The following is a 19,549-nucleotide window of genomic DNA, read 5'->3' as shown; positions in this document are numbered from 1 at the left end:
GTCTCGGCGGGATCATCAAGGCCGAGCATTTCGGGTCCGCGCGGTGGATCACCTATCCGTAGGTGGGGTGCTGTGGCCAGCTGGGTGGGGAGTCCTCCCAGTCCTGCTGCTGGTTCTTTCTCCTACCGGCCTTGGATAGCGTCGAGGGCATGCGGCTTCATGTGGGATGCGCGATGTGGACTCTCAAGTCATGGCAGGGGCGTTTTCTGCCTCATCCGCTCCCGGTCGGGGAGCGCCTGCGGGCCTACGCGACCTGGTGCAACGCGGTGGAGGGCAACACGACGTTCTACGCGACACCGGCGCGAAGCACGGTGGAGTCGTGGGCGCGGCAGACCGGCCCGGACTTCCGCCTGGTGGTCAAGCTGCCCAAGTCGATCACGCACGAGGGTCGCCTTACCGGCGTCGAGGAGGAACTTCGATCGTTCCTGGAGGCGATCGAGCCACTCGGGCCTCGCGCTCACGCCCTCTGGATCCAACTGCCGGGATCATTTGCTCCGACCGACCTCGGCACCCTGGCGGGTTTTCTGCGCAGGCTTCCCCGCTCGTACAGATACGCCGTCGAGGTCCGCCACCGCGCGTTCTTCGACGACGAGCGATCCGAACGGCTTCTCGAAAGGGTTCTCGCCGGCGTTGGTGCCGAGTGGGTTCCCTTCGACACCGTCACCCTCTTCCAGAGCCCTCCGACCAGTGACGCCGAACGAGACGCGTGGACGAAGAAACCGCGTGTGCCGCGCCGGTCGGTCGCGCTCACCGACCGTCCGATCGTGCGCTACCTCGGCAGGGACGCCACGGAGCGCACGATCGAGGGCTGGCGGCAGTGGATCGACACGGTCACCGAATGGCTACGCGAGGGCCGCTCGCCGACCGTGTTCATCCATACCCCCGACAACGCCGATGCGCCGATGCTCGCCCGTCGTTTTCACGACGACGTACGGGCCCGGCTGCCCGAGGTCGAGCCGCTGCCCGAGCCCATGCCGACCGAGCCGCTGACCCTCTTCTGACCGCGCAGGTTCAGTGTGCTCAGAAGCTGCCCACGGCTCCGAGCGCATTGTGCATCTGGCAGCTGTTCCCGAAGGTCTGAGACGACATGGTGAACCGGCTCTTCCACACACCGACCGCCGACACCGTCACCGGCTCATAGATCAGCGGGCAGACCAGCCCCGCCGCGGGCTTGAACTTACGCACGTCGCCACTCGCGGGCTCCAGAGCCGTGCACGCCTCCCGTGTTTTCGGGTGCGTCCCTCCGCCGACCGGTGAACACTGCAACACCACCGCCCGAGTCGACGGCAGGACGGTCAACCCCTGAGTGAGCGTCAGCACCAGTGCCCGGGCTGACAACTCGTCTCCCGACACACTGGACGCACCCGGCCTGGGGTCACCGAGTGAATCAGCGCCGGCGGGTGACGCACTGAGCGTGGCCATCGCGCCGAGGAACGCCGAACCGAGGACCATCCACTTCGTAAGCCGCTTCATCCAGACCATCTCCCAGCTCACGTGGTGTTCGACGCTCCCAGCGTGACCAGCGGTGACGAGGAGACCAAGTACCGACCCTCCAGGCGCGGGTCAAGATTCCGCGAGGGTAAAGCCGGGTGGCACATCCGGAACCGGGGCCGAACCGGCCGCGGTGGTGATCAGGCGATCCCGGACCGGACCGTCGGTGCGGCGGAGGGCTCGTCCTGGGGGGCGGTGTCCGGCCTGGGCTGCCGCAGCACGATGAGCGCGACGATGAAGGCGGCCACGAGCAGAGCGGCGGCGGTGCCGAAGGCCAGCTGGTAGCCGCCGGTCAGCGCGGCCGCCTGGCTCTCGCCGGCAGCCAGCAGTTCCTCGGTACGCGAGGCGGCCAGCGTGGACAGTACCGCGACGCCGGTGGCCATGCCGACCTGCTGGGTGGTGTTGAACAGCCCGGACGCCAGGCCCGCGTCGTCGGCCCCGGCACCGGACATGCCGAGCGTGGCCAGCGCGGGGAGCACCAACCCGCCACCCGCGATGAGCAGCATCACCGGGAGCAGGTCGGTGACGTAGTTCGCGTCGACCGGGACGCGGGTGAGCCAGCCCATCGCGCCGAACAGGAGCGCCAGGCCCGCCAGCAGGACGGCGCGCTCGCCGAAGCGGGTGTTGAGCCGGGCGGAGACGAACAGGGACACGCCGCCGATGGCCACCGCCGCGGGGAGCATCGCCAGGCCGGTGTCGAGCGCGCCGTAGCCGAGGACCTTCTGCATGTAGAGCGCGACGAGGATCTGGAAGGCGAACATGGCGGACAACGCCAGCATCTGGGCCAGGTTGGCGCCGGAGACGTTGCGCGAGCGGAAGACCCGCAGCGGCATGAGCGGGGTCCTCGCGGTCGCCTGACGGATGAGGAACGCGGCCAGCAGGGCGAGCGATACCGCGCCGAATCCGAGAGTGTGCGTCGCGAGCCAGCCGTACTGCTCGATCTTGACCACGGTGTAGATGCCCAGCATCAGCCCGCCGGTGACCAGCACGGCGCCGAGGACGTCGGCCCCGGCGGCGAGTCCCGCCCCCCGCTCGCCAGGCAGTGCCCTGATCGCCAGCGCGATCGTGGCCAGTCCGATGGGCAGGTTGATGAAGAAGATCCAGTGCCAGCTGAGCGCGTCGGTGAGAACTCCGCCCAGAACCTGGCCGATCGAGGCTCCGGCGGCACCGGTGAAGCTGAAGACGCCGATCGCCTTCGCGCGCTCCCCGGCCTCGGTGAACAGCGTCACCAGGATGCCCAGCACGACCGCGGAGGCCATGGCGCTGCCGACGCCCTGCAGGAAGCGGGCGGCGATCAGCATGCCGGGCCCGGCGGCCACTCCGGCCAGCAGCGACGCGACGGTGAAGACCGCGTTGCCCGCCAGGAACATGGTCTTACGGCCGATGAGGTCGCCCAGCCGGCCGGCCAGCAGGAGCAGCCCGCCGAAGGCGATGAGGTACGCGTTGACGGTCCAGCTGAGCTCGGCGGGTGAGAAGCCCAGATCTCGCTGGATGGCCGGCATCGCCACGGTCACGATGCTGCCGTCCAGGATCGTCATCAGCGCCGCGGCGGACAGCACGGCGAGTGCCGACCAGCGTGATCGGGCTGGTTGGGGCGAAGGCAGGGTTTGCGGCATGGGTCATCTCCTGTCCGGAAGGGAACAGGAGTGACCGTAGCAGATAGTTTTGTTATAGACGATCCCTTGCAGAACTACTTTGCCCGCTGTCGTGCCCGCCGGACCGCCTGTGGCGCCTCGACCGGGACGGCCAGATGGCCGGTCACCAGGCGATTCATGGCCCGTACCAGCACCTCGCGCTCGTCGGTGGGCAGCGATCCCAGTGCGGCCCGGTGCACCCCGTCGACGATCTCCTGGCTCTGCCGTGCGACCTCGGCGCCCTTCTCGGTGACCGAGATGATCCGGGCCCGCCGGTCCGTGCTGGACGGGCGGCGCTCGGCGAGCCCCGCCTTCTCCAGGGCGTCCACCGTGACCACCATCGTGGTCTTGTCCATGTCGCCGATCTCGGCGAGCTGGATCTGGGTGCGCTCCTCCTCCAGGGCGTGCACCAGCACGCAGTGCATCCGCGCCGTCAGCCCGATCTCGGCGAGCGCCGCCGCCATCCGGGTTCTCAGCACGTGACCGGCATGGTCCAGCAGGAACGACAGATCGGGCTCGGTGCGGGCGGGTGCCATGGCGGTCATGTCCCCAGCATAGCGATTAGTTCTGTTCTGGATTATCTGCAAAGGTTGTTGACGGTCGCCAGGCGATCGCTGTGCCTGACGGAAAAGTTCGCTTTCGATAGTCAGTGAGAGAATATCCGCACGATAATTAGTGCATTTCCTGCGACGATGACTCACATGAGCGACATGCTTCTTGGCCTTGCCGATCTCCGTCGGGCATGTGCTCTACTGCTCGACGCGGTGGAGAGGCAATACGGCGAACACGTTGAGTTGGAGTCACTCGCGGTGGACCACTACTGGGACCTGCCTCTTGCGGCGGCTTTCGACATGTCGAATGACCCGGCCGCGGAGATAGGGGTCGGTCAGGTAAGTGACGACCTCGACGAGATTCACGCTCTGCTCGCTCGTGCACCGGACGGACCCGTGATCCTGTGGCATGATCTCGCGCATCTCTGCGGGCTGCTGCGAGCGATCGCTCTGGCCGATGCCTCCGGGTGATGACCGCCGGTCTGCCCGGGAGCGATCGACGGTGGTCGGTCGCGGGAACTCGCGGGGAGCACGCCGCCGGGTCGGCTGCCTACCGCGCCTCGTGAGCGGCTGATGGCCGCTCGGCCATTCCGCGAGGCGTCAGCAGGAACACCTTGGGAGACAGGCGGTCCATATTCCCGCCCCTGCCGAACACCAGGCCGGCGGCGAAATCCACGAACTGCTTGGCCTCGCTGTCCGGCAGCTTGGTGAGGTCCATCACCACGGGGGTACCGGTACGAAAGAAATGCCCCACGTGGAGGGCCTCGTTGTAGTCCCGGGGACACAGTGTTTTAATCACCGCATCAGTCTCCACCGCCCACGGTGACCGTCAAGTCCTCTTCCGAATCGGTGGTCACGCGTCGCGGCGAAGATTCCGGTCATCCACGCGGGGCGTACATGATGACCAGCACGCCGAGCAGGCAGACAGCGGCCCCGATGATGTCCCAGTGGTCGGGCTGGAACCTGTCCACCACCATGCCCCAGGCCAGCGAGCCCGCGACGAACACGCCTCCGTAGGCGGCGAGGATGCGGCCGAAGTTGGCATCGGGCTGGAAGGTGGCCACCAGTCCGTACAGGCCCAGGGCGACGAGTCCGGCCCCGACCCAGAGCAGCCCGCGCTGTTCTCTGACACCCTGCCAGACCAGCCAGGCCCCGCCGATCTCGGCGAGTGCGGCGACCACGAACAGCAGGAGGGAGCGGGCGACGGTCACGGCTGTGACTTTAGGGGATCGTCCGGCGGCCACCGCCTGGATCAGTGTCCCGCGGATCATCCGAAGGTCGGCGATCCGCTGCTCCACCTCGGCGGGCTCGGCCGTCGCCCGTGCTCCGCCGCGAGCGGCCTCGGGGTACAGGATCTATCCGGGGTCCGTGCCGGACGTCGCTTCCTGCGCGGGGTGGCGGGCGGCGTGCCGTCTGGCGCGGTAGGCGCTGGCCTTGGCGCGGTTCTGGCAGGACAGGTCGCAGAATCTGCGCGAGCCGTTGCGGGTGGTGTCGAAGAAGACCAGGTCGCACCCGTCGGCCTGGCAGGCGCCGAGCCGGGTGGCCTGGCCGACGCCGATGACCATGGCCAGCGCCGTGCCCATGTCGGCCGCCCAGGCGTCCACGAGGGGCGCGTCGGGCCGGTGGAAGGCCAGCCGGTGGGGCTGACCCGGATCGACGCGCAGGCTGGGGACGGCGGCGTGCCGTACCAGCAGATCGTTGAGTGCGGCCGCGACCTCGGTGATGGTCTCGCCCGCGCCGAACGCCGGCCGTAGCCGGGCGGCGATCCCGGCCAGCCGATCCGCCTCCGCGACGGTGAGGGCACGCGGAGCCCGGTCGGTCACGACGCCCTCCTCGTTGATCGCGGCCAGTCGCTCGGCGCTCGAGGCCGGTGGCGTGACCTCGCGGCCGTGCGCCGAGGTGGCGGTGAGGCGGTTGACCAGAAGAGCGGCCAACTCGATCCTGCTACCGACGTAACTGTCTATTTGAGGTTGACGAGTGATGCGCCAAGGATCTACTGTCACTGTCATATTCTACATAGATAGTGATGAACGGGGCTTATGATGTCGGAGTTCTCCAAGCTGGCACGGCAGATGTGGCACCAGATCGAGCCGGTGCACGCGTCGCTCTATTTCTCCCCCGAGGCTTTCGACGAGGCGGCGCGGCTCGGCTACGACATCGAGTCGCGCTGGCCGAGCTACTTCGCCTGGCGTACGGCGCCGCTCGGTGCCGCCGGGCCGAAGCTGGTCACCGGCACCTACTACAGCTTCAGCCCGGCGGCCGTCGCCGAGCACGTGCCGGGCATCTGGGCCACGGCGCGGCCCGAGGCGGTGCTCCAGGCCCGGTTGCGGGCGGTGGACCGCACCTTGCGCACCCTCCTCGGTGACAAGGTCGCCACGCCCGAGCTGGCCGAGGCGGCCGAGCTGGCCGTCAGGGCCGCCGAGAGCGCCGAGGTCGTCCACCGGCCCCTGGCCGCCGCCAACCTCGATCTGCCCTGGCCCGAGGAGCCGCACCTGGCGCTCTGGCAGGCCTACACCGTGCTGCGCGAGCACAGGGGCGACGGGCACCTGGCAGCCCTGGCGACCGCGGAACTGGACGGGTGCGAGGCGCTGGTCTCGTTCGCCGCGATCGGGGCCGCACCGGTGAGCAACTTCGCGGGCCGCGGCTGGAGCGACGAGGAATGGGCGGCCGCCCGCGACCGGCTGGCCACCCGTGGTCTGGTCGACGCGGAGGGGGTCGCCACCCCGGCGGGCCAGGCGCTCCGTGACCAGGTCGAGCGGATCACCGACGAACTGGCCGCCGGGCCGTGGCGCGCGCTCGGGACCGAGTCGGCCCAACGGCTGGCCCTGCTCAACCAGCCTCTGCTGGGCGCGGTGTTCGAGTCGGGGATGCTGCCGATGGTCAGCACCCTGGGCATCGGCAGCGTGCGGGCGCCGGAATAGGGACGGCCCGGTCTACAGATCGACCGCCCCGGCGATCCTGTCCCGCATCGGCCGCCTGCTCAGCGACTCCAGCGCCTCGTCGACGAGCCTGCTCAGCGGGTAGGACAGCTCCGCCTCCAGTTCGGCCGCCGCCGCGCTGGTCGCCGCCCACTCCTTGTCGAGGAGGGGGATCAGTGACTCGGCCCTGGCGGTCAGCCTGACGATCCGCTGGCGCGCGTCGGCGCCGGGGTTGAGTGTGACCAGATCCTCCTTGGCCAGCTGTGCGACCGTCTGGCTGGCCGCCGAATGCGTGACACCGATCGCTCTGCCCAGGTCGCGGATGGAGCTGGGCCCGGTGGCCGCCAGTGTTCGCAGGATCGGTGTGTAGCGCGGGCGGAAGCCGTCCAGGCCGAGGTCGGTGTAGACGGCGGCGACCCCCGCGTCCAGCTGGTCGAGGAGATGGCGCAGCCGCGTACCGAGTAGCTCGGGAGTTGACATGCCACTAATGTACCAGTGCTGTTATATCTCCGGAGAGGAACTCGCCTTGTACCCCCCTATCGAGCCCCACGAGCACGGCCTGCTCGACACCGGTGACGGCAACCTCGTCTACTGGGAGGTCTGCGGCAACCCCGCTGGCAAGCCCGCGGTCGTCGTCCACGGCGGCCCCGGGTCGGGGTGCGGGTCCGGCCACCGTCGCCTCTTCGACCCCTCGCGGTACCGGATCGTCCTGTTCGACCAGCGCAACTGCGGCCGCAGTCTGCCGCACGCCGGCGACCCCGCGACCGACCTGAGCACCAACACCACCCATCATCTGGTCGCCGACATGGAGCGCCTGCGCGAGCACCTCGGCATCGACCGGTGGCTGCTGTACGGCGGGTCGTGGGGCTCCACGCTGATGCTCGCCTACGCCGAGACCCACCCCGAGCGGGTGTCGGAGATGGTCGTCGCCAGCGTCACGATGACGCGCCGCTCCGAGATCGACTGGCTCTACCGGGGGGTCGGGCGGTTCTTTCCCGAGGAGTGGGAGCGGTTCAGGCGGGGAGTCCCCGAGGCCGACCGCGACGGTGATCTGCTCGCGGCCTACGCACGGCTCATGGCCGACCCCGATCCCGAGGTGCGGGCCAGGGCGGCGCACGACTGGACCGCCTGGGAGGACGCGGTGATCTCCCTGGAGCCCAACGGCACGCCGAACGCCTACAGCGACCGGCCCTCCGCCGCCATGCTGGCCTTCGTACGGATCTGCGCGCACTACTTCTCCAACGCCGCCTGGCTGGAGGAGGGTGTCCTGCTGCGCGAGGCCGGACGGCTGGCCGGGATCCCCGGCGTACTCGTCCACGGCCGCCTGGACCTGGGCGGACCGCTCGACACGCCATGGCAACTCGCTCAGGCCTGGCCCGACGCCCGGCTGGTCGTGGTCGACGACGCCGGGCACACCGGCAGCGACACGTTCAGGACGGAGATCCTCTCAGCCCTCGACGCCTTCGCCATCTGAGTACGCGAAAGGCCGGCACCGCCGGTACGGGACGGTCGCCGGGCCGAGGTCTCACCTTCCCCGCGAGCCGTGCGCGGGGCGTGCGGACGTGGCGTGTCCGCGCGGAATACGGGGGGCCTCGGGGTGCCGAGCCCTGGGGATCCGCCGGGGTCGTTCCGGGTGAGCCTCCGGGCGGTGTTCGACGCGGACCTCGGGACGGCGGACGTACACCGGATCACCCGGCTGGAGGAGCCGGTAGAGGGGGACGGCGTTGTGCAGCGGGACCCGGACGCACCCGTGGGAGGCGGGGAAGCGGGGAACGAGGGTGGAGCCGTGGATGGCGATGCCGCCGTTGAAGTAGACGGAGTAGAACATCGATCCCAGGATCCCGGTGGACCAGCCGGGGAGCCGCACTCCGACCCGGTAGTCGCCGACCGGGGTGTCGGCGAACCCGCAGTGGCCCTTCTCGCAGTACGACCTGCGGGCACCGGTCGAGATATGGGTCACCAGCACGGGTTTCCCTTCCTTCCACACCGTGAGGAGCTGGCGTCGCAGATCGATCTCGGCCCGCCCGGGCCCTCCGTACCCCACCAGGGGCCTGATGCGCCTGGGGTGCAGGAGGGCCTGCCAGGTCGGCAGGTCGATCCTGTCGACGGGCCTCAACCCGTTGGCCTTCTGGAAGGCCCATACGGTCATGCGCAGCGCGGAATCATACGTGGAGCTGAGATTTCCCGGGGTGAAGCCCAGATCTCTAAGCCTTTTCTTCACATTATGCACCTCGATTCCCCTGCTGCCCATTTTGAGGATCGTGAATTGGTCGGGAAGGGGGGCCTGCTGGAAATCCGGGGAGGGGTCGATCGCGGCGTGCGCGACGCCGATGGGGAGGGTTGTGGCCAGGGCGAAGATGGCGCCTGCGATCAGGGAGCGGTGGACGGTGCTTCGCATATGTGACGCCTATCCGCTGGCAGGAGGGATTAACCCTGTAGTGCCGCTTGCCAGAAAGTAAGAGTTATACCGCTACGTGCGACCTGACGGTTAATGTGGAGGGATTTTCCCGAGAAAACAGATATGTGTTTTCAGGCGATGTTATATTATTATTTTAGAGACATATATACGATATTTTCGGAGCCGTTGAGCGTGAACGGTGCACTGCCACGCACTGTTCGCGCTGCTCGGCTCTCGCCCTCGCGTACGGGTGCGCCCTGGGGCGTACGAGAAGCGCGGAACCTGAACCGCTGACCCGCTCGCGAGCCGTACGAGAACGCAGGGTCTGGTACGGCGTGCGGTGTACCTATATAGTGCAGATTGCAATAAAGAATTTTGCACTACACGGAGCGCGGGGAGTGGCCATGGCACGGGGCGTCGATCTGGTCCGGCTGACCGTGCTCGCGCTGCTCTCGGTCCGGCCGAGCCACCCCTATGAGATGCATCGCTTCGTCGTCGACACCCACAAGGACTACGTGACCGGGTTGCCGCGCAGCCTCTACCACGCGGTCGACCGTCTGGTCAGGGACGAGCTGATCGCGGCTGTCCAGACCAGCAGGGAGGGGCGGAGACCGGAGCGCACCGTCTACGAGCTGACGGATGAGGGCAGGGCGGAGCTCGCCACCCGGCTGCGGCGGCTGCTTGAGCAGGTGGGGCCCGACAGCCTCACCTTCACCGCGGCGATCTCGCTGATGGGGTGCCTGCCGAAGGCCGAGGTGGAGCGGGCGCTGCGGGTCAGGGCCGCCACCCTCGAAGGGAGGGTCGTCGCGGCCGACGCCAATCTGAAAGGGCTCACCGAGAGTGGGCTGCCCCCGGTGCTCCTGCTGGAGCTCGAATGCGAACGCGCCCTGCGCGCCGCCGAGCTCGACTGGGTACGCGGTCTCCTCGTCCGGCTGGAGTCGGGCGAGATCACCTGGACCGGCAGCCTCAACCGTGAGCTGCCGGGCTGGATCGACGAGGACGATGAATCGCCCCGTCCGCGCGAAGAGCAGGAGAAGGACCAAGAACCGCCCGGTCCCCCCGGAGACGACGCCGCCCGGCTGAACACCCCTGGGAGCTCACTGTGAAGTCCACCCCGCTGTTCGAGGCGGCCGGGGTGATCGAGGCCCCGGTAGGCCGGGTGGAGCGGCTGCTGCTGGCCGTGCGTCCCGGGCCCGTCGGCGCGGACAACGTCTGGCTGCTGGCGGAGCACGGCGGCGTCGTGGCGGGCGGCCCGGAGCGGTTCACCCTCAGCACGCCGATACACACCATGACCGTCGAGGTAGGCGAACACACCATCGCCTTCCAGGGCGGCTGGTGGTACCGCGGGGAGTACGCCGTCGAGCCGAACTCGGAGGGCACCCTGCTCACCCACCGGGTCCGCAACGTCGCGACCCGGGGACGGTGGGGCGTGCCGCTCGCCAACCGCTTCTTCTTCGGCTTCGACAGGAGCGCGAGCGACGGTTTCACCGTGGGGCTCCGGCGGATCGGCGACGAACTGGGCTGCCGTACACACCTGCTCTGAGCGCACGGCGTTTCCGGTACCGGATCCGCAGAGCCGGAAAACGCCGGGTGTATCCCTCTGGGGCGCACGGGGATGCTCGCGGACGTCACGAAGACATCCCCGTACGGGATCCAGGGGAGCACCGGCCGATCAGCCGAGCCGGATGACGCCCTTGGAGACCTTGATCTTCCTGCGGGCCAGCGGCCGGGTGGCCGGCCCCCTGGCCACCGAGCCGTCGGCGATCCGGAACCTGCTGCCGTGGCAGGGGCAGTTGATGATCCCGCCGCGGATGGTGGCGACCGCGCAGCCCTGGTGGGTGCACTTGGCGCTGAAGGCGCGGAAGGTGCCCTTGACGGGCTGGGTGACCACCCATCTGCCGCTGATGATCCGGCCACCGCCGACAGGGATGCTGCTGGTCTTGGCGAGCACGGGACCGGCGGTCTCTCCGGCCTCCTCGGTCGCCTCGGCCGGGCGTACCAACGCGATGGCCGACGCGATCGCGGCGGCGGCGCCGCCCGCGAGGCCTCTGAAGATCATTAATCGACGGGTGGGGGTGGGCATGGCGGGCCTCCCGGGGGGACGAATGGATCGCGTGTGTGGTTCATATCACAGGAAAGCGGGCCTGCAGGCAGGCTCCGCGATCCTCCCCGGCGATGCGCAGGCTGCCACCGTGCCGTACCGCGATGTCCCTGGCGATGGCCAGCCCGAGGCCCGATCCGCCCGCGTCCCTGTCCCTGGCCTCGTCCAGCCGGGTGAACCTGTCGAAGACCGCCTCGTGGTGCTCGGCGGGGATGCCGGGGCCGTCGTCGCACACGTCGAGCACCGCCTCACCGCCGTCGGATGCCAGCCGGACGGTGACCGCGGAGTTCGCGTGACGTACGGCGTTGTCCACCAGGTTGGCCACCAGGCGGCGCAACTGCCCGGCCGAGCCGAGGACCACCGTGTCGGCCGCCACCTCCAGCGTCACCCTGATCTCCGGCCTGGGCCGCGATCGGGCCGCCTCCTCGGCGGTCACCTGGCCGAGGTCCACCTCCTCGTGGCAGACGGGCTCTGCCGCGTCCAGGCGGGCGAGCAGGAGGAGGTCGGAGGTGAGCACCTGGATCCGTTCCACGTCGGTCAGCGCCTCGGCCGCCAGCGGCCCCGGCGGTGCCAGCTCAAGGCGCGTCCTCAGGATGGCCAGCGGGCTGCGGAGCTCGTGGGCGGCGTCGGCGACGAAGCGTTTGTGCCGGCTGACCGCCAGTTCGAGGCGGTCGAGCGTGCGGTTCATGGTCTCGGCGAGGCGGGCGATCTCGTCGCGCGACCGCGGTACGGGGACCCGCCGGTGCAGGTCGCTGGCGGTGATGTCGGCCATCTCGGTACGGATGGCCGAGACCGGTGCCAGTGCCCGGCCGACGGCGAGCCAGGTCAGGACGGCGACCAGCAGGAGCAGCGCGGGGATGCCGGGCAGCAGCAGGCCCCACAGTGCCCGCAGCGCGTCTCCCGTCGGCTCCAGCGACGCCCTGGCCTGCACGACCAGCACGCCGTCGGCGGCGTCCACGGGCATCGTGGCCAGGGCGAAGTCGTCTCCGGGCGCCCACTGCGCCACCTCGGCGGGCTGGGCCGCGGTGCCGCCCTGGAAGTCCCGCACGACTGCCGGGGACTTTTCCCCGGGCGATGCGGTGGCGGCCGGGCTTCGGACCGAAAGCTCGGAAACCAGCGGTGCGGGGTACGTGAGGATCTTGACGTCGGGGTCGAGGAGAGTCGTCTCCGCCAGACTGACAACATCGGCGGGTTTTCCGGCGACCGCCACGCCGCCGGCGAGCACCTTGGCGGTGGCGTCGGCACGGCGGACGGCCTCGTTGGAGGCGCTCCGCGCCAGGCTCCCGGTCAGCACGCCGACGAGCACCGCGGCCGCCACGCCCAGCGCGACCGCGACGATGGCGGTGGCCGCGAGGGTCGCCCGGAGCCGCACCGACAGACGCGACGCCACCTCAGGCCTCCAACCGGTAGCCGGCGCCGCGCACCGTCACCAGCGACGAGCGGCCGAACGGAGAGTCGATCTTGCGGCGGAGCGCGCTGATGTAGACCTCCACGATGTTCGGGTCGCCGTCGTAGGAGAAGTCCCACGCCTGGGCCAGCAGCTCGCTCTTGGAGACCACCTCGCCCTGCCTGCGTGCCAGGCCGTGCAGCACCGCGAACTCCTTGGGGGTGAGGGGGATGTTCACCTCCCCGCGGCGGCAGCGGAGCCCCGCGGGATCGATGGTCAGGTCGCCGACCACGATGGACACCGGTCTGGCGTGGCCGCCCCGGCGTACCAGCGCGCGCAGCCGGGCCAGCAGCACCACGTAGGAGAACGGCTTGGACAGGAAGTCGTCCGCGCCGGTGTCCAGGGCCTCTGCCTCGTCGTGCACCCCGTCCTTGGCGGTGAGCATCAGGATCGGCGTCCAGTTCTCCGCGTCGCGGAGCCTGGCGCAGACGGTGTAGCCGTTCATCCGGGGCAGCATGACGTCCAGCACGATCACGTCGTACGGGTTCTCGGTCGCCATCCACAACCCGTCGCGCCCGTCGTACGTCACGTCGACGGCGAACCCCTCGCCCGCCAGCCCGTCCTTCAGCAGATGGGCCAGACGTTTCTCGTCCTCAACCAGCAGCACACGCATACCGCTTAGAGTGCCGCACTCCGCCTAAAGCCAACCTGAAGATGATTTCTGCCGTCTTCAGGCTGGGTTCAGGCAGCGGGCGGGAGTCTGTGATCTCCAGATCCGCCTGACAAGGAGAACACCCATGCGTATCCGCATGCTCGCCGCCGCCGTGGTGACCGCGGGGGCACTGATGGCCACCCTGACCGGGGCCGCCAACGCCGACGACACGCCCACGCCCGGTCCCAAGGAGGGCACCGTGCAGATCCAGTGCGAGGGCGGCGGCCAGGCGACCCTGATAACGCGCCGGCTGACCGAGGCCGAGGTCAAGGAGTTGGAGAAGGCCGGATCGTCGCCCGCCGCGCCCTTGGTACGGGCCGACGAGGCCGGGGTGCCGAGCGGCCAGGTCAAGGTCTTCAGGAGCACCCGGGCGGAAGGGGAGAACGCGAAGGTGCTCTCTCCGCTTCCCGAGGGCGTGACTCCCGGCAAGGACGTCAAGGTCATGGCCGCTCCCTCGGTGCCTGCGGTGCCCGGGGCCCCGGAGGCCGTGGCGATGACCGTGATCCTCGATGACGTTCACGAGGGGGCCGAGAGGGTCGAGGGGGCCAGGAAGGCCGAGAAGGTCGAGGCGGCCGAGAGGGTCGAGGGGCCCGGAGGCGCCGCGGTCAAGGTCACGAACACGCCCGCCGAGGGCGCCCCCGTCGTCACCTGCGCCAAGAAGGAGTAGCTCCGCGGGGGTGATCCCAAAGACCTGCGAGCCGGCCGGGGAAACCCGTGCGGGAGTGACTCCGGCCGGCTCGCAGCCGATCGGGACGATCGGGGAGCGTCCCGGGAGGCCGTATCGTGTTGGGGGGCCGGTGCGGTTCAGTCCTCGGGGAAGGTCGGGTGCGGGCCCAGGGCCCAGTACTCGTACAGGCCGTAACCGACGTGGCCGTCGTACTCGAAGCGGCCGACCGCGTCGACCAGACCCCACATCGTGGCGGCGTCCTCCGGAAGGGTGTGGGTGACGCCCTGGACCACCGGTTCCGGCCCCTGGTACATGCCGTGCCTCCAGTCCGATTCCAGGCCATATCCGGTGCCCACCATCAGGTGCACCGGGAGAATCGGGGTGCAGTGCACGTCGAAGGGCTTGCCACCCGGCGGAGAGAAGGAGATCGTCGCCTCTCGTACGTCCCGGGTGCCCTCCGCGTACGTCGGACGGTACTCGGGACGGCCGAGATACTCCTCCTCGCCCTGCCTCGGGGTGCCGAACCCCCACACCCGCACCGCCTCCTCCAGCACCCGGCGGCCCTTCTCGTCCTCCTGGACGATGCACAGGATGGCGTGGTCGTCGAACTGGATCGGGGTGTAGAGCCAGTAGAAGGTACCGGCGTCGCGGGCCTGGATGCCGGGGGGCTCGGGCTCGCCGACCGGGCGGATGCCCCACGAGCGGTCGCGGGTGCCCTGCCAGCGGTCCGGGGTGACCTCGACGCGCTCGTCGCCGATCAGTATGTGCCCACTCCACCTGCCGGTCTGGGCCAGCCGGGAGGAGTCGAACAGCACGCGCTCCTGCCGGCGTAAGAAGTGCCGGGGCTCCAGCGTGGCCGGGATGGTGCCCTCCCAGCTGAGGTCGAAGGAGAGGCCGTGCTCGGTGGGGTCGAGCACCACCCGCAACCGCCTGAGCCCCTCGATCACCTCGACCCGGAACGGGCCGACCCGGGTGTCCATCCGGTCGTCGCCGAGTTCCCGGGAGGCCCGGACCACGCGGTGCAGGTTCCGGTGGCGTACGCAGGCGAACGCGTCGGTGACCCCGAGGTTGGGATACTGCCCGAGGCCGACGATGAGCATCAGTTCGTCGGATCCGGCGTGACAGTTGAAGTAGTACCGGTCGTAGAAGTTACGGTCCGAGGTCGTGACGTGCCGCATCACCTCGGGTGACTGGTGTACGGGATGGTCGTCGAGGGGCGACAGCGTCATCGGGTGCTCCTTCTGTCTCAGGAACACGTTCTAACAAGCGCTTGGTGAATCGGTCAATGGTGCGCGGTCCGCACAGCGGTATGGCCCGCGCCTTCGAAGGCGCGGGCCATACCGCTGACAGGTGACGTACGCCGTGGTCGGCCGACCCGGGTACGCCGTACCGCTAGGGCAGTTTCTTGGACGTGTGCTCCGCCCTGGCGTCGGCCCTGCCGCCGATCTCTTCGGCCTTCGACGTGGCGTCGTCCGTCACGTCGGAGGCCTTGCCCGCCATCGCCCCCATCTTGTGTCCCACCCATTGGGACGCGTCGGAGGTGCTGTCCTTCAGGGTGTCCGCCCACTGGTCGGCGTTCTTGCGGTACAGCGCGTAGCCCGCCGCTCCGATCGCGACGCCGGTGACCAGCAGGACCATCGGCCATCCGCGGGACTTGGTGGGCTTGGGATCAATCCTCGCGGCAGCCTGGGACAGCGCGGCGCTGAGTTTCGGCGCGAGCTGTTCCTCGATCGAGTGCGCGGCGGCGTCAAGCCTCGGTGCCGCCCACCCGCGTGCGACGATGATCTTCTCACCGGCCACGTTGCGAGCATGATCGGCCATCCCAAAGGCCTGGCCGGCCACGTCGCGGGCCTGGCTGGCCAGCGGGCTGACCCGATCCACGACGAGGACAGCCTGAGCCTTCGCGTGGCGCAGCCGCCTTTCCGGAGCCACGATCTTCATGTGGCGCTTTCCAAACAGTGCTAGAGGCACAACAACCTCCCCATTCGTTGGGGCCCCGTCGCCACCCCTTCCCGCTCGAAGACGGCTCAATCATGACGGCCCGTGGGAGGATGCATGAGGGATCGGCTCCGGCCGAAATCGTCAAAGCGCTACAAAAGCAATACGTTGCATAGGCATTGCCACAACCTGAAGGGGGCAGTCCGATCATGGCTGAGAAGTTGATCGCGAACCTCAACACCAATCGCGGGAGCGTGAAGGTCCAGCTCTTCCCGGACCACGCGCCCAAGACCGTGCGCAACTTCGTCGAGCTCGCCGAGGGCACCCGCGAGTGGGTGCACCCGGAGACCGGCCAGAAGTCCACCGCCAAGCTGTACGACGGCACCATCTTCCACCGGGTCATCTCGGGCTTCATGATCCAGGGTGGCGACCCGCTGGGTCAGGGTGTCGGCGGTCCCGGCTACAAGTTCGACGACGAGATCCACCCGGATCTCTACTTCAACCGCCCGTACCTGCTCGCCATGGCGAACGCGGGCATCCAGATGGGCCGCGGCACCAACGGCTCCCAGTTCTTCATCACCGTGGTGCCCACGCCGCACCTGAACGGCAAGCACACCATCTTCGGTGAGGTGATCGAGGGTCAGGACGTCGTGGACGCCATCGCCAAGACCGACACCGACGCCCGCGACCGTCCCACCGAGCCCGTGGTCCTGGAATCGGTGACCATCGAGCGCGTGCAGAGCTGATCTCTCGCCCGGCGGCCTCCTGGGGAGGCCGCCGTTCGCGTTTCCGGCCGGCGTCGCTCAGTCGCCGTTTATGTGTGTACGGGCACTCGGGATCGTGAATAGGCTGGCAGTCTGGGGATAACAGAACGCGCGAAGGGGCCAGCCACAGACCATGACCACCCAGCCGTCCAGCGACCCCGACACCGTTGTCCCCAACTGCTACCGGCATCCAGGGCGTGAGACCTACGTCCGCTGCCAGCGCTGTGAGCGCCCCATCTGCCCCGACTGCATGCGCGAGGCCGCGGTGGGCTTCCAGTGCCCCGAGTGCGTGGCGGAGGGCAACAGGGGCATGAGGCAGGCGCAGTCGGTGTTCGGCGGCCGGGCGGTCGTCACGCCCCGGGTCACCTGGGCGCTGCTGGTTCTCAACGTCCTGGCCTACTTCGCCGAGACCGTGCGCACCGACTGGGTGCTGGCCAACTTCACGATGAACTCCTACGCCGTCGCCTACGACGGTGAGTGGTGGCGCCTGATCACCGGGGCCTTCCTGCACATGCCGCTCGGCGGTGGCGGCTGGGCCCTGACCCACATCGTGTTCAACATGTGGGCTCTCTACGTCATCGGTCCCGAGCTGGAGCGGCGCCTCGGCTCGGCCAGGTTCCTGACGCTCTATCTCCTCGCGGCGATCGGCGGGTCCGTCGCGGTCTACCTGTTCGGCATCGCCGCGGTCGGTGCCTCGGGCGCGATCTACGGCATGTTCGGCGCGCTGTTCGTGCTCGGCAGGAAGCTCGGCTACAACGTCCAGGGTGTGCTCTGGCTGATCGGCATCAACGCTGTGATCACCTTCGTGATCCCCGGCATCAGCTGGCAGGGACACCTCGGCGGCCTGATCGCCGGCTCCCTGGTCGCGGCGGTGTTCGCCTTCGCCCCGGCCAGGAACCGCAACGCCGTCCAGTGGGGAGGTTGCGCGGCGATGCTGGTCGTTCTGGTCGCGCTGGTGCTGGCGTTGCCGCCGTTCGCCGTCCAGGCCGAACTCGGTATCTACGGTTGATCCACACCCTGATGCTTCCCCAGGGTGTGGATAATGCCTGTGGAAAAGGCTAACGCCAGCGGGTGGACAGGATCACACCGAGGATGATGAAGGCGAACCCGACCAGCAGGTTCCAGTTCTGGAGGGCGCCGAAAACGGGCGCGGTGGGCGCCACGTAGTAGACGGCGATCCACAGGATGCCGACGATCCAGCAGGTCACCATGACCGGCGCCAGCCAGCGCGGGCTGATCTTGATCTGCTGTGAGGTCTGCGGCGGGGTGTAGACCGGCTTCTTGCGAGTCTTGGGCTTGGGCACTGGGGTTCTTCTCCTGCGTCAACCCTGCGCGATCCGGACCGTGCGCAGGCCATGTCGATTAGCGTAGTCGCTAGTGGGTGAAGTCCCGTGTAAGGATAGTCCGCGCAGGTGGGCCATGGCGATTCCGTGAGGCACCATACTGCGGCAAATGTTCTGCCGGACCCGTGATCCGTTCCCGCCGGGCGGGTGTCCCGTCGCTAGCCTTGCCCTTCGTGAGAGCCGTGTTGAGGGTCATGGGCGATCTGAGCATCACCGCCGGCCTGGTCATCCTGCTCTTCTGCGCCTACCTGTTGTGGGGCACCGGCTCCTACACCGCGGAGCAGCAGGTGCTGTTGCAAAGGCAGCTCATCGAGGGGGGGAAGGCCGGCCGGGGACACGGGCCCGGTCCGGTCCGGCTGGGCGGGGCGGTCGCGCTGCTGTCGATTCCCAGGCTCGGCGACGACTACCGGTACGCCGTCGTGGAGGGCGTCGACCAGGACCGGCTGCGGATGGGACCGGGGCACTACCCCGGAACCGCCATGCCAGGAAAAATCGGTAATTTCGTTCTTTCGGGCCATCGGACCACCTATGCCGCCCCGTTCGGCCGCATCGACGAGCTCCAGCGGGGCGACCAGATCGTGCTCGACGCCCGCGAGGCCCGCTACACCTACCGGGTCACCGGCAGGCGCGTCGTCGACCCCACCGAGATCGGCGTCATCGCCCCGGTCCCCGACCAGCCGGGAAAGACGCCGACCAGGGCGACGATCACCCTGTCCACCTGCCACCCGAAGTACTCGGCCGCCCAGCGGCTCGTCGTCTTCGGCGCGCTGGACCGGAGCCAGGACCGCCTCGGACGACCCGAATAGCCCCGGCAACCAACCCCGACAACCCGGAGAAGGAGTCTCGTGTACGGCTGGATCTGGCGGCTGCTTCCCGGAAACCTCGCGGTCAGGGTGTTCACCGCCGCCGTACTGGTCGCCCTGGTCGCGGCCGTACTCTGGTATTTCGTGTTCCCCTGGATCGAACCCCGCATCTCCCTCGACCCGACCGGCGTGGGCTGATGAGCCGCGTCCTGGTCGTGGACAACCACGACAGCTTCGTCCACACCATCGTCCAGTACCTCCGTGAGCTCGGCGCCACCTGCGACGTGCGGCCGCGTGACCAGGTCAGGGTCGAGGACGCAGCCGGCTTCGACGGGGTTCTGATCAGCCCCGGTCCCGGCACCCCGGAGAACGCGGGCGTGAGCGTCCCGCTCGTCGGCTACTGCGAGGCCCACGGCATCCCGCTACTCGGCGTCTGCCTGGGGCACCAGGCCATCGCCATCGCCCACGGCGCGACCGTCTCGCGGGCCCCCGAACTGGTGCACGGCCGCACCAGTGCGATCACGCACGACGGGCGCGGCGTCTTCGCCGGCCTGCCGTCGCCGACGACCATGACGCGCTACCACTCGCTGGCCGTCCTGCCCGAGACGGTTCCCGAGATCCTTGAGGTGACCGCGACCACCGGTGACGGCGTGATCATGGGCCTGCGCCACCGTACGGCCCCCGTCGAGGGCGTGCAGTTCCACCCCGAGTCGGTGATCTCCCAACACGGTCATCGGCTGCTCGGAAACTGGCTGGAAAGATTGTTGTAACGCGGCGCCCTTCCTGGGCGATTGACCAGTGAGAGTCCTTCCGCCATCGCCCCCGAGTGGCGGAAGGGCTCT

The 19,549-nt window shown here is 69.0% G+C and carries 26 protein-coding genes; 12 read left to right on the top strand and 14 right to left on the bottom strand.

The features are described from left to right. Nucleotides 1-149 precede the first annotated feature (149 nt). Nucleotides 150-1,001, top strand: coding sequence for a DUF72 domain-containing protein (locus ACWD3H_RS19285; protein ID WP_451955916.1), 852 nt, complete (start codon nt 150-152; stop codon nt 999-1,001). A gap of 19 nt (nt 1,002-1,020) precedes the next feature. On the opposite strand, the gene ACWD3H_RS19280 is transcribed toward ACWD3H_RS19285, so the two are convergent. From ACWD3H_RS19280 to ACWD3H_RS19270, 3 genes are all read right to left on the bottom strand, one after another. Continuing rightward, a complete protein-coding gene (locus tag ACWD3H_RS19280; RefSeq protein ID WP_451955915.1) occupies nt 1,021-1,473 on the bottom strand; it encodes an SSI family serine proteinase inhibitor in 453 nt (150 codons plus the stop codon). Nucleotides 1,474-1,631: 158 nt separating this feature from the next. After that, a complete protein-coding gene (locus ACWD3H_RS19275; protein WP_451955914.1) occupies nt 1,632-3,107 on the bottom strand; it encodes an MFS transporter in 1,476 nt (491 codons plus the stop codon). A 74-nt stretch (nt 3,108-3,181) separates the two neighbouring features. Continuing rightward, nucleotides 3,182-3,670, bottom strand: coding sequence for a MarR family winged helix-turn-helix transcriptional regulator (locus ACWD3H_RS19270; protein WP_355561583.1), 489 nt, complete (start codon nt 3,668-3,670; stop codon nt 3,182-3,184). Nucleotides 3,671-3,826: 156 nt separating this feature from the next. Here ACWD3H_RS19270 and ACWD3H_RS19265 point away from each other — a divergent pair, with 156 nt between their 5' ends. Beyond that, nucleotides 3,827-4,147 carry a hypothetical protein gene (locus ACWD3H_RS19265; protein WP_451955913.1) on the top strand — a complete coding sequence of 107 codons (321 nt, stop codon included), beginning with the start codon at nt 3,827-3,829 and terminating at the stop codon, nt 4,145-4,147. Nucleotides 4,148-4,226: 79 nt separating this feature from the next. Here ACWD3H_RS19265 and ACWD3H_RS19260 read toward each other — a convergent pair whose 3' ends face one another. From ACWD3H_RS19260 to ACWD3H_RS19250, 3 genes are all read right to left on the bottom strand, one after another. Further along, nucleotides 4,227-4,475, bottom strand: coding sequence for a cell division protein SepF (locus ACWD3H_RS19260; RefSeq protein WP_451955912.1), 249 nt, complete (start codon nt 4,473-4,475; stop codon nt 4,227-4,229). A gap of 79 nt (nt 4,476-4,554) precedes the next feature. Then, nucleotides 4,555-4,887: a YnfA family protein gene (locus ACWD3H_RS19255; protein WP_451955911.1), complete on the bottom strand. Its 333-nt coding sequence runs from the start codon at nt 4,885-4,887 to the stop codon at nt 4,555-4,557. 144 nt (nt 4,888-5,031) lie between these two features. Continuing rightward, nucleotides 5,032-5,610, bottom strand: coding sequence for a CGNR zinc finger domain-containing protein (locus ACWD3H_RS19250; protein WP_451955910.1), 579 nt, complete (start codon nt 5,608-5,610; stop codon nt 5,032-5,034). Nucleotides 5,611-5,718: 108 nt separating this feature from the next. Between ACWD3H_RS19250 and ACWD3H_RS19245 the strand changes: the two genes are divergently transcribed. Continuing rightward, on the top strand, nt 5,719-6,597 hold the full coding sequence (locus tag ACWD3H_RS19245) for an SCO6745 family protein (protein WP_451955949.1): 879 nt from the start codon (nt 5,719-5,721) through the stop codon (nt 6,595-6,597). A gap of 12 nt (nt 6,598-6,609) precedes the next feature. Here ACWD3H_RS19245 and ACWD3H_RS19240 read toward each other — a convergent pair whose 3' ends face one another. Continuing rightward, complete coding sequence (locus ACWD3H_RS19240; RefSeq protein ID WP_451955909.1) at nt 6,610-7,074, bottom strand: MarR family winged helix-turn-helix transcriptional regulator; 465 nt, start codon at nt 7,072-7,074, stop codon at nt 6,610-6,612. Between the two features lie 7 nt (nt 7,075-7,081). Here ACWD3H_RS19240 and pip point away from each other — a divergent pair, with 7 nt between their 5' ends. Then, nucleotides 7,082-8,068 carry a prolyl aminopeptidase gene (gene pip / locus ACWD3H_RS19235; RefSeq protein ID WP_451955948.1) on the top strand — a complete coding sequence of 329 codons (987 nt, stop codon included), beginning with the start codon at nt 7,082-7,084 and terminating at the stop codon, nt 8,066-8,068. Between the two features lie 51 nt (nt 8,069-8,119). Here the strand turns inward: pip and ACWD3H_RS19230 are convergent, their stop codons facing one another. Then, nucleotides 8,120-8,992, bottom strand: a complete 873-nt coding sequence (locus tag ACWD3H_RS19230; protein WP_451955908.1) for a L,D-transpeptidase family protein — start codon at nt 8,990-8,992, stop codon at nt 8,120-8,122. A gap of 404 nt (nt 8,993-9,396) precedes the next feature. On the opposite strand from ACWD3H_RS19230, the gene ACWD3H_RS19225 reads away from it, so the two are divergent. Continuing rightward, a complete protein-coding gene (locus ACWD3H_RS19225; RefSeq protein ID WP_451955907.1) occupies nt 9,397-10,098 on the top strand; it encodes a helix-turn-helix transcriptional regulator in 702 nt (233 codons plus the stop codon). Next, nucleotides 10,095-10,535: a hypothetical protein gene (locus ACWD3H_RS19220; RefSeq protein WP_451955906.1), complete on the top strand. Its 441-nt coding sequence runs from the start codon at nt 10,095-10,097 to the stop codon at nt 10,533-10,535. The genes ACWD3H_RS19225 and ACWD3H_RS19220 overlap by 4 nt, the downstream gene beginning before the upstream one ends. 129 nt (nt 10,536-10,664) lie before the next feature. Here ACWD3H_RS19220 and ACWD3H_RS19215 read toward each other — a convergent pair whose 3' ends face one another. The 3 genes from ACWD3H_RS19215 to ACWD3H_RS19205 form a co-directional block, all read right to left on the bottom strand. Further along, entirely contained in the window at nt 10,665-11,051 is a 387-nt protein-coding gene (locus tag ACWD3H_RS19215) for a Rieske (2Fe-2S) protein (RefSeq protein WP_451955905.1), read from the bottom strand. 64 nt (nt 11,052-11,115) lie between these two features. Next, a complete protein-coding gene (locus ACWD3H_RS19210) occupies nt 11,116-12,483 on the bottom strand; it encodes an ATP-binding protein (protein WP_451955904.1) in 1,368 nt (455 codons plus the stop codon). Nucleotide 12,484: 1 nt separating this feature from the next. Further along, nucleotides 12,485-13,153 carry a response regulator transcription factor gene (locus ACWD3H_RS19205; RefSeq protein WP_355561553.1) on the bottom strand — a complete coding sequence of 223 codons (669 nt, stop codon included), beginning with the start codon at nt 13,151-13,153 and terminating at the stop codon, nt 12,485-12,487. A gap of 124 nt (nt 13,154-13,277) precedes the next feature. On the opposite strand from ACWD3H_RS19205, the gene ACWD3H_RS19200 reads away from it, so the two are divergent. Next, nucleotides 13,278-13,859, top strand: a complete 582-nt coding sequence (locus tag ACWD3H_RS19200) for a hypothetical protein (protein WP_451955903.1) — start codon at nt 13,278-13,280, stop codon at nt 13,857-13,859. A 137-nt stretch (nt 13,860-13,996) separates the two neighbouring features. Here ACWD3H_RS19200 and ACWD3H_RS19195 read toward each other — a convergent pair whose 3' ends face one another. Both ACWD3H_RS19195 and ACWD3H_RS19190 read right to left on the bottom strand, forming a co-directional pair. Then, nucleotides 13,997-15,088 carry a hypothetical protein gene (locus tag ACWD3H_RS19195; protein ID WP_451955902.1) on the bottom strand — a complete coding sequence of 364 codons (1,092 nt, stop codon included), beginning with the start codon at nt 15,086-15,088 and terminating at the stop codon, nt 13,997-13,999. A 163-nt stretch (nt 15,089-15,251) separates the two neighbouring features. After that, a complete protein-coding gene (locus tag ACWD3H_RS19190; protein WP_355566198.1) occupies nt 15,252-15,800 on the bottom strand; it encodes a hypothetical protein in 549 nt (182 codons plus the stop codon). Between the two features lie 206 nt (nt 15,801-16,006). On the opposite strand from ACWD3H_RS19190, the gene ACWD3H_RS19185 reads away from it, so the two are divergent. After that, nucleotides 16,007-16,543 carry a peptidylprolyl isomerase gene (locus tag ACWD3H_RS19185; RefSeq protein WP_343970656.1) on the top strand — a complete coding sequence of 179 codons (537 nt, stop codon included), beginning with the start codon at nt 16,007-16,009 and terminating at the stop codon, nt 16,541-16,543. Between the two features lie 151 nt (nt 16,544-16,694). Then, nucleotides 16,695-17,570, top strand: a complete 876-nt coding sequence (locus ACWD3H_RS19180; RefSeq protein ID WP_350913946.1) for a rhomboid family intramembrane serine protease — start codon at nt 16,695-16,697, stop codon at nt 17,568-17,570. Nucleotides 17,571-17,619: 49 nt separating this feature from the next. Here the strand turns inward: ACWD3H_RS19180 and ACWD3H_RS19175 are convergent, their stop codons facing one another. Further along, nucleotides 17,620-17,865, bottom strand: coding sequence for a cell division protein CrgA (locus ACWD3H_RS19175; RefSeq protein ID WP_355566193.1), 246 nt, complete (start codon nt 17,863-17,865; stop codon nt 17,620-17,622). A gap of 212 nt (nt 17,866-18,077) precedes the next feature. Here ACWD3H_RS19175 and ACWD3H_RS19170 point away from each other — a divergent pair, with 212 nt between their 5' ends. The 3 genes from ACWD3H_RS19170 to ACWD3H_RS19160 are packed head-to-tail and all read left to right on the top strand — an operon-like array spanning nt 18,078 to nt 19,477. Next, entirely contained in the window at nt 18,078-18,710 is a 633-nt protein-coding gene (locus ACWD3H_RS19170; protein WP_451955901.1) for a class E sortase, read from the top strand. 39 nt (nt 18,711-18,749) lie between these two features. Further along, on the top strand, nt 18,750-18,905 hold the full coding sequence (locus tag ACWD3H_RS19165) for a hypothetical protein (RefSeq protein WP_350913951.1): 156 nt from the start codon (nt 18,750-18,752) through the stop codon (nt 18,903-18,905). Then, the gene (locus tag ACWD3H_RS19160; RefSeq protein ID WP_350913953.1) at nt 18,905-19,477 is read left to right on the top strand and encodes an anthranilate synthase component II; all 573 of its coding nucleotides are present in this window, start codon (nt 18,905-18,907) and stop codon (nt 19,475-19,477) included. The genes ACWD3H_RS19165 and ACWD3H_RS19160 overlap by 1 nt, the downstream gene beginning before the upstream one ends. Nucleotides 19,478-19,549 lie beyond the last annotated feature (72 nt).

The sequence above is a fragment of the Streptosporangium sp. NPDC002607 genome, from assembly GCF_053592655.1.
The sequence above is the reverse complement of the archived record's forward strand: the minus strand, read 5'-3'. Positions and strand labels throughout refer to the sequence as shown.

Bases quoted from the DNA above. Each gene is read 5' to 3' on its own strand.
- ACWD3H_RS19280 (WP_451955915.1), bottom strand. From the start codon at position 1,473: ATGAAGCGGCTTACGAAGTGGATGGTCCTCGGTTCGGCGTTCCTCGGC.
- ACWD3H_RS19160 (WP_350913953.1), top strand. From the start codon at position 18,905: ATGAGCCGCGTCCTGGTCGTGGACAACCACGACAGCTTCGTCCACACC.
- ACWD3H_RS19275 (WP_451955914.1), bottom strand. From the start codon at position 3,107: ATGCCGCAAACCCTGCCTTCGCCCCAACCAGCCCGATCACGCTGGTCG.
- ACWD3H_RS19270 (WP_355561583.1), bottom strand. From the start codon at position 3,670: ATGACCGCCATGGCACCCGCCCGCACCGAGCCCGATCTGTCGTTCCTG.
- ACWD3H_RS19265 (WP_451955913.1), top strand. From the start codon at position 3,827: ATGAGCGACATGCTTCTTGGCCTTGCCGATCTCCGTCGGGCATGTGCT.
- ACWD3H_RS19195 (WP_451955902.1), bottom strand. From the start codon at position 15,088: ATGACGCTGTCGCCCCTCGACGACCATCCCGTACACCAGTCACCCGAG.
- ACWD3H_RS19240 (WP_451955909.1), bottom strand. From the start codon at position 7,074: ATGTCAACTCCCGAGCTACTCGGTACGCGGCTGCGCCATCTCCTCGAC.
- ACWD3H_RS19205 (WP_355561553.1), bottom strand. From the start codon at position 13,153: ATGCGTGTGCTGCTGGTTGAGGACGAGAAACGTCTGGCCCATCTGCTG.
- ACWD3H_RS19285 (WP_451955916.1), top strand. From the start codon at position 150: ATGCGGCTTCATGTGGGATGCGCGATGTGGACTCTCAAGTCATGGCAG.
- ACWD3H_RS19180 (WP_350913946.1), top strand. From the start codon at position 16,695: ATGACCACCCAGCCGTCCAGCGACCCCGACACCGTTGTCCCCAACTGC.
- ACWD3H_RS19225 (WP_451955907.1), top strand. From the start codon at position 9,397: ATGGCACGGGGCGTCGATCTGGTCCGGCTGACCGTGCTCGCGCTGCTC.
- ACWD3H_RS19245 (WP_451955949.1), top strand. From the start codon at position 5,719: ATGTCGGAGTTCTCCAAGCTGGCACGGCAGATGTGGCACCAGATCGAG.
- ACWD3H_RS19230 (WP_451955908.1), bottom strand. From the start codon at position 8,992: ATGCGAAGCACCGTCCACCGCTCCCTGATCGCAGGCGCCATCTTCGCC.
- ACWD3H_RS19215 (WP_451955905.1), bottom strand. From the start codon at position 11,051: ATGATCTTCAGAGGCCTCGCGGGCGGCGCCGCCGCCGCGATCGCGTCG.
- pip (WP_451955948.1), top strand. From the start codon at position 7,082: ATGTACCAGTGCTGTTATATCTCCGGAGAGGAACTCGCCTTGTACCCC.
- ACWD3H_RS19185 (WP_343970656.1), top strand. From the start codon at position 16,007: ATGGCTGAGAAGTTGATCGCGAACCTCAACACCAATCGCGGGAGCGTG.
- ACWD3H_RS19200 (WP_451955903.1), top strand. From the start codon at position 13,278: ATGCGTATCCGCATGCTCGCCGCCGCCGTGGTGACCGCGGGGGCACTG.
- ACWD3H_RS19190 (WP_355566198.1), bottom strand. From the start codon at position 15,800: ATGAAGATCGTGGCTCCGGAAAGGCGGCTGCGCCACGCGAAGGCTCAG.